The organism is Raineya orbicola, assembly GCF_002843425.1.
In the GTDB taxonomy this organism is placed as follows: domain Bacteria; phylum Bacteroidota; class Bacteroidia; order Cytophagales; family Thermonemataceae; genus Raineya; species Raineya orbicola.
The window spans coordinates 22,644-34,227 of the sequence record NZ_NKXO01000038.1 but is presented as its reverse complement, the minus strand read 5'-3'; the positions used below and the strand labels follow the sequence as shown (position 1 = coordinate 34,227).

Annotated in this window: 11 protein-coding genes and 4 tRNA genes; 6 read left to right on the top strand and 9 right to left on the bottom strand. The window is 37.2% G+C overall.

Features of this window, described 5'->3' with window-relative positions; translation table 11 throughout:
• Positions 1-66 precede the first annotated feature (66 nt).
• From Rain11_RS11160 to Rain11_RS11135, 6 genes are all read right to left on the bottom strand, one after another.
• A complete protein-coding gene (locus Rain11_RS11160; RefSeq protein WP_101359449.1) occupies positions 67-483 on the bottom strand; it encodes a hypothetical protein in 417 nt (138 codons plus the stop codon).
• A complete protein-coding gene (locus tag Rain11_RS11155) occupies positions 483-674 on the bottom strand; it encodes a hypothetical protein (protein ID WP_101359448.1) in 192 nt (63 codons plus the stop codon). Before Rain11_RS11155 ends, Rain11_RS11160 begins: the two co-directional genes overlap by 1 nt.
• Positions 675-715: 41 nt before the next feature.
• On the bottom strand, positions 716-1,342 hold the full coding sequence (locus Rain11_RS11150; RefSeq protein WP_101359447.1) for a hypothetical protein: 627 nt from the start codon (positions 1,340-1,342) through the stop codon (positions 716-718).
• A gap of 10 nt (positions 1,343-1,352) precedes the next feature.
• A complete protein-coding gene (locus Rain11_RS11145) occupies positions 1,353-2,141 on the bottom strand; it encodes an N-acetylmuramoyl-L-alanine amidase (protein WP_101359446.1) in 789 nt (262 codons plus the stop codon).
• Between the two features lie 2 nt (positions 2,142-2,143).
• Positions 2,144-3,628, bottom strand: a complete 1,485-nt coding sequence (locus tag Rain11_RS11140) for a hypothetical protein (RefSeq protein WP_133121577.1) — start codon at positions 3,626-3,628, stop codon at positions 2,144-2,146.
• Positions 3,629-3,930: 302 nt separating this feature from the next.
• Positions 3,931-4,710, bottom strand: coding sequence for an SDR family oxidoreductase (locus tag Rain11_RS11135; protein ID WP_101359444.1), 780 nt, complete (start codon positions 4,708-4,710; stop codon positions 3,931-3,933).
• Between the two features lie 120 nt (positions 4,711-4,830).
• On the opposite strand from Rain11_RS11135, the gene dnaG reads away from it, so the two are divergent.
• Positions 4,831-6,753 carry a DNA primase gene (gene dnaG / locus Rain11_RS11130; RefSeq protein ID WP_101359443.1) on the top strand — a complete coding sequence of 641 codons (1,923 nt, stop codon included), beginning with the start codon at positions 4,831-4,833 and terminating at the stop codon, positions 6,751-6,753.
• Positions 6,754-6,760: 7 nt separating this feature from the next.
• On the opposite strand, the gene Rain11_RS11125 is transcribed toward dnaG, so the two are convergent.
• Positions 6,761-8,260 (bottom strand): trypsin-like peptidase domain-containing protein, encoded by a 1,500-nt coding sequence (locus Rain11_RS11125; protein WP_243390586.1) that lies wholly within the window; start codon positions 8,258-8,260, stop codon positions 6,761-6,763.
• 107 nt (positions 8,261-8,367) lie between these two features.
• Between Rain11_RS11125 and Rain11_RS11120 the strand changes: the two genes are divergently transcribed.
• The 5 genes from Rain11_RS11120 to Rain11_RS11095 all read left to right on the top strand — a co-directional run bounded on the left by Rain11_RS11120 (position 8,368) and on the right by Rain11_RS11095 (position 10,100).
• A complete protein-coding gene (locus Rain11_RS11120) occupies positions 8,368-9,144 on the top strand; it encodes a hypothetical protein (protein ID WP_101359442.1) in 777 nt (258 codons plus the stop codon).
• A 480-nt stretch (positions 9,145-9,624) separates the two neighbouring features.
• Positions 9,625-9,697, top strand: a tRNA-Phe gene (locus Rain11_RS11110).
• An 18-nt stretch (positions 9,698-9,715) separates the two neighbouring features.
• A tRNA-Val gene (locus tag Rain11_RS11105) sits at positions 9,716-9,794 on the top strand.
• A 9-nt stretch (positions 9,795-9,803) separates the two neighbouring features.
• Positions 9,804-9,885 (top strand) — tRNA-Met (locus Rain11_RS11100).
• 26 nt (positions 9,886-9,911) lie between these two features.
• On the top strand, positions 9,912-10,100 hold the full coding sequence (locus tag Rain11_RS11095) for a hypothetical protein (RefSeq protein WP_101359440.1): 189 nt from the start codon (positions 9,912-9,914) through the stop codon (positions 10,098-10,100).
• 767 nt (positions 10,101-10,867) lie between these two features.
• On the opposite strand, the gene Rain11_RS11085 is transcribed toward Rain11_RS11095, so the two are convergent.
• Both Rain11_RS11085 and Rain11_RS11080 read right to left on the bottom strand, forming a co-directional pair.
• Positions 10,868-10,941, bottom strand: a tRNA-Ile gene (locus Rain11_RS11085).
• 69 nt (positions 10,942-11,010) lie between these two features.
• On the bottom strand, positions 11,011-11,577 hold the full coding sequence (locus tag Rain11_RS11080; protein ID WP_101359438.1) for a hypothetical protein: 567 nt from the start codon (positions 11,575-11,577) through the stop codon (positions 11,011-11,013).
• Between the last annotated feature and the right edge of the window lie 7 nt (positions 11,578-11,584).

The window sequence follows — 11,584 nt, the reverse complement described above, 5'->3', positions numbered from 1 at the left end:
TGTCCTAACGGGCGTAGAGAGTTCTCTTTTTTTAGGTATGGTTTCCTGTTTTTGCAATATTGCCTCTTAAATGATACCCAATATCCACAACTTGTAAAAACTATTCAACTTTTGTCGGAGGACTAAACGTAAATTTATAATGGAATCCCAAATTTCTTTTTTATCTTTATCCCACTCTAATTTAATTACTTCATTAAGAACCTTATCTCTTCTTCTAAGAGTTAATTCAACCAATCTCATTAAATCTTGTATTTTTTTTCCTTCTTCTAATATTACTAAACTTTTTACTGATGATACCTCTTTTGCCCAGTTTTCATCGGTTACATTTTCTGCTTTCCCATACAACTGCCTCAAAAACGAATTATTGATAATGTGTGAGGTATCTATTACCTTTGCTACATCTTTTACAAGCTCATTTTGGGTTTCAGAAACCCGCCGGATATCTTCTCCAAACGGGTTCTTAAAGTTTTCTAACAATCCCATTATTCACCTCCTTTATCATTATTTTTTCCTAGAATAGCCTTCAAAAGCTCTACTTTTAGGTTGGGGTCAGTAAGCTCTTGTAATGTGATAATTGCTGCCTCCATAAGAGCATTTTCATTATAGGATTTTTGTGAAATAGCATTCTGTAACTTGGCATTAAAACAATCCAAAGCCGCTCCTTGCCCCAGCACGCAGTCGGCTATCAGGCTATCGGTGCGGAGCGTGTATTTCTCTACATTTTGATTAACTTTTTATTTTCTTCAAGTTTTTTAAGTAAATGTTTGTTTTTGTTAAGGAAGTTGATAATTGCTGTTATTCCTATTTCCTGAAAGTTTAATCCGTTAATTTCTTCTGTACAATCTGAATACCAAAAATAAATAGCATCACAATAACATCTAAATAATACTGGATAATTTTTTTGAATAAATTTTGCTTCAAAATCTGGACTATTCGTAATGAAGCCAAGTCTTTCTGATAAATTTTGCCTCAAATCAACATAACTTTTATAGGTAGATAAAAAAGATGATAGTTTTTTGATACTCACCTTTTCCCCATTTTTAATTATTTTAATAATAAGTTTTCTATCCGTTTTTTCATAAACGCCTCCGTGCAAAAATTTTCTGAATAAACGATTGGAATCATTCTCATTTTTGCCCCAATTATGCTGCACATAAACATCTAATTGATACCAACTTAATTCAAAATCTTTATAAGAAAGATCTCTGACTATCTTTTTTTTTATTGATTTCTCACCCAATAAAGCATAAAATACCGCTTTCTCTCCATATTTTTCCAAAAGAATTGAGTATGATTTTTGAGCCTGTAACTTATTATTTACAGCAAAAATGATAAAAAGCATACTAAACAATCTATTCGTCATCCTTGTATTTATTGATAAAAGTTGTAATACCAATGGCAATTTCATTTGCGAGTGTTTCAAAATCATTTAGCAATACGCTTCTATCATCTGCATTCCCTATTACACCCATTTCTACGATAACAGATGCTATACCTTCAAAATTACGCAAAATATTATGACTTTCACCTTTCAAAGAGTTTCTTTGTAGGTTGGGAAGTACATTAACGCTATCAAGAATAGACTCAGCTAAGGATTTTGAATTTTTACTTTGTCTGGCTAATTTTTCCACAGAAAAATCACTCATATTACTTTTCTGTCCATATTTTAAATTATCTGCTAAATTTTCAGATGTAATTATACCAGAAAAATATATCACTTGAATACCTCGCAAACTTGAATCAGCAAAATACCCCATATGTAGTGATATGAGTAAATCTGATTTAGCCGCTTTTTCCAAACGCCAAGTAAATCTTTGTTGTTTCTTTGCTACATCTCCATTTCGGGTTATTATAGTTTGGTATCCTGATAATTCTAACTTTTCTTTCAGTTTCAAAGCAACAGGTAAAACCATATCTTTTTCAAGAAACATAACATCACCAACTTTTATACTTGTTCCAGGGTCTATAGTACCATTAAAATTATCTCCGTGTCCTGGGTCTATACAAATTGCTTTTATTTCTTTTTTAAAGTTAAGCGTATTATTTCCGTTTTCTTTTAAACCCAACAATTGTTTTTTGGGTTTATCCAACAAGTCTTTCTTGACCTGCTGGAGCGTATTCTTAAAATCTAAAAGTCCCATAGCTATACATTTTTAGGTGGATTGAACATCTTGGCAAATGCTTCCGCTTTGGCTACAGGGTCGGTGATGCTTTCCAAGATTTGCAAGGCTATGCGTGTTTTTTCGTTTTCCAATATCCCCTTGTCTGAGTCAGAATTTTGCAGTTTGGCTGAAAAACAATCCAACGCCGCTCCTTGCCCCAGCACGCAGTCGGCTATCAAGCTATCGGTGCGGAGGGTATATTTTTCTACATTTTGTATCACGCCTGCTACTTTCAAGGTCATATTTTCACCTACTTGGTAGCTATCTTCTAAATTTTTAACCTTCGTGTAATAACTTGCATCATTGCCATCATAATCCTCTTTGCGTATTTTGGCTAAAAATACCTTTTCTCCATTCTCGCTACTCATTACTTTTTCATACTCAAATATCAGCCTTTCTCGTACTTCCTCTATATCTTTGGCTTCAATATAACGCTTCAGCAAAGTATCAAGCTCCTCTATGGGTACAATATCATCAATTTCGGGATGCCCGTTCGTAAAACCCACCTTGATATTATCCAAATACGTTATCGTGATGTATTCTTGCAATAATTGACGAAATACCACATTGAGCGTACAACTTTGGTTCACGTTTTTGAGCCTGCGAGTTATTGTTTCCTCCTCGCCTTCTTTGGCAGTTATGCTACTGCTCGTATTTACACTCACATTTCGGCTGCTATTAGAGTTTTCCACACTTTTTTCTAATGCCTTGTTTAGGCTTTTGGTATTGGCTTGCCTTACGCTTTGGCTACTCTTGGAGGCAGAAGTTCCTCCACTCAAACCTATTTTCGGAAAACTAAGCCCTACATTCGCACTTTTGCTCTTCTGTGTGCTATCTTGGCTGCTGCTGCTGTTTTCTGTTTCCAGTAGTTTTTCCATTTCTTTAGCACTGCTTTCCGAAAAACTATCTACTACATTTTCACTTCGGCTTTGCGTGCTACTGCTCTCTCGGTAGGTGCGTATGGCAATGGTCGTTTCCTCGCCAGGTAGCATTGTAAAGGTTTTCAAGGTTTTGCCCGCTCCATAGTTGCCTAAAAAAGAAACCGTCTTGTATTCCTCTATTACCACCAAGCGAGGCTGAGGCGTGCTCGGTCTTTTGATAAGACTCAATACCTGCTGGAAACCTCCAAAATTTTCGCCCAAAATAGGTACAAAACCTTGTTTAATTTTCTTGGCAATAAAATTCTGCCTACTGACATTTTCTTGTAAATTTTGTAAAAATTCCTGACGAGGTTTGATGCCATAACCCATTTGTAAGAACTGAGAATTTGCATTACCTAATAGTAGCTCGTCAAGAATATTATTCTTTATTGTAGCTTCTTGCAAACTATTCGGATTAGCCTGCAAATTCGCAAACCATTCAGGTACTTTCGCAGCTTCAGGTGTAAAGAGTATTTTCTCAGGTAAAAACACAGGAAATACACCATAAGAAGTGAAACTACTTTTCTGAGGAATGTTGTAATCCAAGACAGGGGCATTGCCACTGCCAAGTTCTATAAACGCTCTTCCTTCCGAAAGACATTGGGGGGGGGGTAATTGATTGATTTTGAGGCATATAAATCAGTATTTAATCAGTTATAAGTTTTTCAAAGCTAACAATAAAATGGGAAAAAAGCAAGAAAAAAATCGTGATTTTAAGAATAATTTGTAGTAGAGATACAAAAAACAGGATTTTAGAAAATTGATGTCGGAAAAAAAAGAATAAGAGATAAAGTCCGTAATAGCTTTGAACTCCAAACCTTGAACTTTCATAAACAATTACAAAAATTCTACAAACACCCTGTTCTACCGCCGTCTATAACCAAATTTGTGCCTGTGATGTAGGCGGCTTGGGCAGAGGCTAAAAAAACTACTCCATAAGCAATTTCTTCAGCACGAGCAAATCTGCCCGCAGGAATTTCGGCAAGCATTTCTTGTTTGGCTTCTTCGGAGCTAATGCCTTTGTTTTGAGCGTTTTTTTGGATAAGACTCTCCAAACGAGCTGTCCAAGTGGCACCAGGTAAAACATTATTAACGGTAATACCCCAAGGAGCAAGCTCAGTGGCAAGGGTTTTTGCCCAGTTGGCTACTGCACCGCGTATCGTATTAGATACCCCCAAATTTTTGAGAGGCTGTTTGACAGATGTAGAGATAATATTGATAATTCTACCATAGTTTTCTTGCTTCATACCTGCAACCAATTTTTGTACCAATATTTGGTTGCAAATCAGGTGAGCCTGAAAGGCTTGCAGAAAGGCTTGCGGTTCGGCGTCTATGGCTTTGCCCGCCGCCGGTCCGCCTGTATTATTCACAAGAATATGGATATTTTCTTGCAAATGCTCCAAAACCTTTTGTAGCGTAGCAGGCTCGCTAAAATCTGCCACCAAGTATCTATGTCGCTGATTTTGAGAGCCATCCAGCTCTACCAATACTTGTTCCAGTTTGCTTTCATCACGAGCCAGCAAAATGATATTTGCCCCCGCCCGAGCTAGCTCTAAAGCTACTGCTTTGCCTATACCTTGCGTACTTCCCGCCACAAGAGCTGTTTTGCCTCCAAGATAAATTTGCATAAGAGAAACTTGTTTTGCTTTTTTGCAAAAATAGCAGAAACTTTTATCTTTGTAGTAAATTTTGACGATTTATTCATCATTCGGAAATAAAAAAATAAAGCGAAATCACTCCATTCAACTATGCATATTCCTCGCGAGGTTGTAGATAAGATTTACCAAAATATAGACATTTTGGAGGTAGTAAGCGACTATGTAAGTTTGCAAAAATCGGGCAAAGATTACAAGGCTTGCTGTCCGTTCCACAATGAACGCACTCCTTCTTTTTTTGTAACTCCTGCCAAAGGAATTTTCAAATGCTTTGGCTGTGGCAAAGGCGGCGATGCCGTTACTTTTGTAATGGAAATTGAAGGAATAAGCTATGGCGAGGCTTTGCGTCAGCTTGCTCAAAAATATAAAATTGAAATCCCTGAAAATGCAAGCCAAAAGCCATCCGATGATGAATTACAAAAACAAAATGAAGTAGATGCCCTCTATATTGCAATGCAGTTTGCTAAAAATTTTTACCAAGAACAATTGCTCTACACCGAAGAAGGTAAAACCATAGGACTTTCTTACCTGAAAGAAAGAGGCTTTAATGAACTCACTATTAAAACCTTTGAGCTGGGCTACGCTACCAGCGATTGGGATACATTCTATCGCACTGCTATCAAAAAGGGCTACAACCCTACTATTTTAGAAAAAGCAGGACTTATTCAAAAAAAAGAAGGCAAAAACGAATACTACGACCGCTTTCGTGAGCGTGTAATGTTCCCTATTCATAATGTATCAGGCAAAGTAATTGCCTTTGGAGCCAGAACCCTCAAAAAAGACAAAGATACCCCCAAATATCTCAACTCCCCCGAAACACCACTTTACCACAAAAGCAAAGTTTTGTACGGACTTTTTCAAGCCAAAAAGTCTATTTTGCAAAAAGATGAATGTTTGCTTGTAGAGGGCTATGCCGATGTAGTTGCTTTACATCAGGCAGGCATTACGAATGTAGTTGCTTCGTCGGGTACTTCGCTTACGCAAGAGCAAACCCGTCTTATCAGACGCTTCACTACCAACGTAATAGTGCTTTACGATGGCGATGAAGCAGGATTAAATGCCGCTATGCGAGGCGTAGATATCATTTTAGAAGAAGGACTTTCGCTGAAAGTAGTTTGGCTTCCCCAAAATGAAGACCCCGATAGTTTCGTACAGAAACACGGCACCAATGCAATGCTTGCTTACATTCAGGAAAATGCACAAGATTTTATTAAGTTCAAAACAAAATATTTGCTCAAAAACGCCGAAAACGACCCTTTCAGACGGGGAGAAGCTATTCGTGAGGTAGTGAGTAGCATTATCAAGATACCTGATGTTATTCAGCGAAATGTATTTTTTAAGGAATGTAGTCAGCTTTTTGGAATTGAGGAGGAAATTTTAATCCGTGAGGGTAATAAGATTTTAGGCAAAGAACTCAAACAAAAGACCAATAATGAAGCTCTTTCTGACCTTTTGCAGAACGATACCGATGCATTTTTAGAGCAAAAAGCAACCGAATTTAGTTCGGTGTATCATCAAGAACACGAAACAATGCGTTTGCTTTTGTGCTATGCCGATTATCCTATTTCGCAAGATGTAGTTTTTGGGCAATATCTCCTGAAAGAATTGCAAGGATTGCAGTTTGAAACGCCTGTTTTTCAGGAAATTTTTGAAATTTTTGCTCGCAACCTTCACGAAGGCAGATTGCTTTCTCATCACGATTTTATGAAAATGGAAAGTCGCGAAATTCGCCAAGCTGTCATAAACCTGATTAGCGAAAAATACGAATTAAGTCCGAATTGGGAAGCCAAAGCGGGTATTATTGTTGAAAAAAAGGACGAAAAGCTCAACCAAGTAGCCTATGAAGCCATTATGCGAATGAAGTGGAAAGCTGTGCAAAGAATGATGAAAGAAAATCAGAAAAATTTACAACAAGCAAGCACCGAAGAAGAACAAGACCGCTTTTTACAAATACATATCCAACTCAAAAGCATTGAACAAGAAATTGCAAAAACTTTGGGCAATGTAGTTCGGTAAGAGCCACTCACCACCCTATCGGATAGTAGGCTTTGTCGCCATTTTCGTAGATACCTTCAAAGTATAAGCCGTCTCCTGTTTTATCAGCCTGCTGTACAATAGCCAGCACGTGAGCGGCAGAACTTACTGCAATACGCTTACCACTTTGGCTTATATGCGTAATCACAAAGCCCTTCTGTACGCCTGCATCAGCCAGCTTACCTTTGCCGATTCTAAGTATTTTTGCCCCATTTTTGATATTCAAAGTTTCCTTTTCGGTTTCACTTACATTAGCAATTTCTGCCCCCATAATTTGAATACTCTCGTTGCTTGTTTTTCGTGTAATTTCTAAATTTCCTTTCGGATTTTTGAGTGTAACAACTACCTTTTTTTCCTCTGTATTTCTACGGAATAGCACAGAGACTTTATCACCAGGGCGTTTGGAAGCGATAATACCTTGCAATTCGGATTTGGAATTTACCTTGATATTTTCAATTTCTAAAATCACATCTCCTTTTGTGATACCTGCCTCCCAAGCACCACCATTGGCAGTTACACCATTTACATATACACCATCTACGTTGGGAAGTTTTTTGCTTTTGGCAAGTTCGGCATTCACATCACTGATTTCAACACCCATCAAAGCTCTTTGTACTTGCCCGTACTGACGCAAATCGTCTGCTACCTTTTTAACCAAATTTGCAGGAATAGCAAAAGAATAACCCTGAAAAACCCCCGTTTCGCTCGCAATTGCGGTATTGATACCAATAAGCTCACCTCGCAAATTTACCAAAGCTCCTCCACTATTGCCCGGATTTACCGAAGCATCTGTCTGTAAAAAGCTTTCTACTTGCAAATTGTCTTTGTCTTGAATGAGATTGATATTTCTTGCTTTTGCGGAAATAATGCCCGCAGTTACGGTGGAGTTGAGCTCAAAAGGATTGCCAACCGCTAATACCCATTCGCCTATACGAACTTTATCAGAATTTGCAAAAGGTAATGCAGGCAAATGTTCTTCATCTATTTTCAGCAATGCCAAATCCGTTGAAGGGTCTGTACCTATCACACGAGCTTCATAGCTTCTTTTGTCGTGTAAAGTAACTTCTATCAAATCGTTATTTTCAACCACGTGATTGTTGGTAACAATATAGCCATCTTCGGAAATAATTACCCCTGACCCCGAAGAAGAGCGTGGCGACCAACCTCTACCGTGAAACTGCCGAAACATCTCATCAACAGCATCATTTTCGTGATAACGCGAAGTTTGGCGTTTGGTAAAAGCCGTACGAATATGCACTACTGCTGGAATTGCCATTTCAGAAGAGTAAATAAAGTTCATACCTTCGGGAATAGCCAAAGCAGTATCCTTAAATCGGTAAGCAATTTTGGTAATGGGGATAAAGTTTGAACCTAAAAACCAACGCAATCCTAAGAGTACCAAAGTTCCCCCCAAAACTCCTGATAATAAAACAGCTATCCAGAATTTTCTATATGTTATCATAGCGTATTCTATAAATTTCTTTTCCAAATATACAAAAAAGATTGGAAAAAATATTTATTTGAGAAAGATTTTTTTTGAGGCAAATTTTGTTGTTTTAGACTAAATTTTTAGATTTACCCAAAAACAAAAGCATTATGGCACGTAAAAGCACTCCTGTTCAGCTTTCTTTACCCAAAGATTTACAAGAAAAATTGCAAGATTTTGCCCAGCAAATTGATGTTATCGCTCGCGATAATCTCTTGGCGATATATCTTTATGGCTCAGTTACGCATAAAGTTTTTGAAAACTCCAATGCCCAAATCAATGTGCTTATTGTTCTGAAAAGTGCCAAAGTAGAAAATATTGAAAATATTTCGCAAGCTGTTTCCAAAGCCCGAAAATCTTTCAATTTAGAGCCTACCATCATCACCAAAGAAGAGGTAAAAACCTCTGCCGATGTTTTCCCTATTGAATTTACTGATATGAAAGTAAAAAATAGCCTCATTTGGGGTGATGATGTTTTCAAAAATGTGCATATTTCAATGGAAGACCTACGTTTGGCTTGCGAGTTAGAAGTCAAAAAACGCTTATTTCATTTGCGTAGTTACTTTGTACTGAACCTTAAACAGCCTCAACTGCTTGTAGAGAAACTCTTGCAAGATTTTCCTGAATTTATGATGCAAGCTGATACGCTTTTTTACATTCGTTCAGGGCATTTTGCTACCTCTACCGATGAACTGCTGAAAGAGATTTTTAAGACCTTTCACGTTCAGAATGCGAAACTCAAAAAAGTAGCTGAAATTTATCAAAACCCTAACCACGCTCCCTCGGATTTGCTGGAAATTGTTGATTTGTACAACGACTACCTTTCTGTGGTTGCCAAAGTAGCCCATTTTGCCGACTCTATGCAGGTTTATAAGGAAGAGAATTAACTCAAAAAACAAGTTGCTGAATATCAAATTTTTACACAAAAAAAGTAATATTTTTAATTTTTTTCAAAAAAATTTTATAAAAATATTTGGAAAGTACAAAAAATCATCTTATCTTTGCAAAGAAAATTAAACGTAAAAACTTCAATGCTACATTACTTTACATATGGATTTATGCAAAACAAGATGCAAGAAAGCGGCAAGCGTGAATTTGTTCGCTTATCTGCGTTTTGGGCGTATGTAGAGAGTTGTAGCCAAATAAAAAATACCAGAACATAAGGCAAATTTGATATAACTCAGAGCAAAAGCCCGAAACGCAAAGTAAGCAGTTTCGGGCTTTTTGTTTGAACTTACCCGGTCGGCAAGAATATAAAATTCTGACTGAAAGGGAATATTTTGTAAAAAATTCAAAACCTAAAAAAGTACAATTTTTAGGATTGTAAGTTATTGCTAAAAATTAAATAATTTGTTTGTTCAAATTAGGCGAAGGTAGCCAAGGTGGTCAAGGCACTGGACTGAAAATCCAGCTATGTAGGTTCGACTCCTACCCTTCGCACTGCAAAATATTAAATTTGGAGTTTTAGCTCAGTTGGTTCAGAGCAGTCGCCTTACAAGCGATCGGTCGGAGGTTCGAATACCTCCAAACTCCACCAAATTCATATTGCGGGGTGTCGGTAGTTGGTTAGCCGGGAGGTCTCATAAGCCTCTGCGAAAGCCTCGTGGGTTCGAGTCCCACCTCCGCAACAAGTTTAACCTTAAAATTTACCCTTATGAAATCACCAACAAAAAGCAAACTGCAACTGCATTTAGCGTTTTTAGAACGCTTGGAAAAAATTATTCAAGACATCAAAGGCGAAAGCAGAGAAGAGAAATTCGCCAAAAAAGTATTTTTACGCTTGTATCGTAAAGGTGCTGTGGATTTAGATGATTATGATTTGGAAGATGAAGAGATAGAATAATGGCCGCAAGGGGCTCATTTCTAATACTTATCGGATTAAACTTTAAGCAAGGGTTTTTCCTTGATTGTGAGCCTTTTGTTTTCTCTTAGAAATTATGGGATTTTGGTCTTCAAAATTTTGTTATTAGACGAAACTTTTAGCATAATTTTTGATGTATTTTCAAACACTATGTGTCGTATGCTCGTGGAATAGCAGGCTCTCTAAAAGTTATTCCTCAAAAAGGCAACCCTATGAGCCCAAGGGTGCGGTGGGTGCAATCCACGCCATAGTGTTTTCTCAAACATTTTTCACTTTTATTTGTATGGGGAAGCCAAACTCTAAGGTAGTATAATTCGGCGTAGTCTGTTTGGGGGCTACCAGTGCCGTGTCGTAAAAACTCTGTAATCAGAGATAACAAGCTATCGATAGGATAGGTTATGCTACCTTCCCCTCAAAATCTTTGAATTTTTTGAATAGAATCTCTTTTTCTTTATCTGCAAATCTTTTGAACAAAGAGCAAGCAAAAAATGATGAAATATAAGTTTTAATCAAACAAAAATACTTTTTTTCTTGAAAAATTCTATAAACTTTCTCTAATTCATCTGTAAAAATTTTCAAAACTGTAAAAATTCTTTACTTTGATACAAAATTTACTTTGATTTGAAATATGACGAAAAAAAGGGGATACCTTGTGTGAAGTTTCAAATATCTGTCCAAATGTTATGCAAATTGTTATGCAAATAAAAAAGCCCTTTTTGTAAGGGCTTTGTAAGTTATTGATTTTGAAGTGGTCCCACTTGGGCTCGAACCAAGGACCCCCTGATTATGAGTCAGGTGCTCTAACCGACTGAGCTATAGGACCTACTCCCTCAATTGGGACTGCAAATGTAGTAATTTAACCGCCTTCTTGCAAATTTTTTTGATAAAATTTTCAGGGTGCTACCGTAACATTGAAAGTAATATTGAAATCTTGTTCTCCACCAATATTCGGATTATACACCCAAGGCGTAGATGCCAAATTTTGAGATTTAATAGGCTCGTGCACAAGCAATATTTGCAAATTACCGCCTCCAGTATTTGGAATAGTTGTTACTTTGGCTCTTAACCCTAAGGGCTTGCCCTTGCTATCTTGGTCGGTGTACTGAAAACTATTGAATAAAGTAGAAGGAAAACCATAATAAACCTGATGTTCATCGGCTTCGTTGGTTATTTCAGCAGTAATATCTTTGCCTCCTTCGCCTGCAATGCTGATATCAATATCATAAGTAGTGTTAGGCTTGAGTTTGCCATTTTGAATTACAGGTGGGTTACTTCCCAAGCCATCTGTATCTTCCCAAGTCATTGTTACCGTTTCAGCACCCGAACTAAAACGAACTACAACCTTTGTAATAAGTTCTTGCTCGTGAGCGTGATTGTGGTCGTGGTCATCTTTTTTACAAGACCCAAAAAATACTGCTCCCACAAGCAAAAAAGCCGAAAATTTGTGTAAATTTTTCATAAAACAT

Coding starts and splice junctions, on each gene's coding strand:
- Rain11_RS11160 (WP_101359449.1), bottom strand. CDS start 483: ATGGGATTGTTAGAAAACTTTAAGAACCCGTTTGGAGAAGATATCCGG.
- Rain11_RS11150 (WP_101359447.1), bottom strand. CDS start 1,342: ATGCTTTTTATCATTTTTGCTGTAAATAATAAGTTACAGGCTCAAAAA.
- Rain11_RS11145 (WP_101359446.1), bottom strand. CDS start 2,141: ATGGGACTTTTAGATTTTAAGAATACGCTCCAGCAGGTCAAGAAAGAC.
- Rain11_RS11135 (WP_101359444.1), bottom strand. CDS start 4,710: ATGCAAATTTATCTTGGAGGCAAAACAGCTCTTGTGGCGGGAAGTACG.
- dnaG (WP_101359443.1), top strand. CDS start 4,831: ATGCATATTCCTCGCGAGGTTGTAGATAAGATTTACCAAAATATAGAC.
- Rain11_RS11120 (WP_101359442.1), top strand. CDS start 8,368: ATGGCACGTAAAAGCACTCCTGTTCAGCTTTCTTTACCCAAAGATTTA.
- Rain11_RS11095 (WP_101359440.1), top strand. CDS start 9,912: ATGAAATCACCAACAAAAAGCAAACTGCAACTGCATTTAGCGTTTTTA.
- Rain11_RS11080 (WP_101359438.1), bottom strand. CDS start 11,577: ATGAAAAATTTACACAAATTTTCGGCTTTTTTGCTTGTGGGAGCAGTA.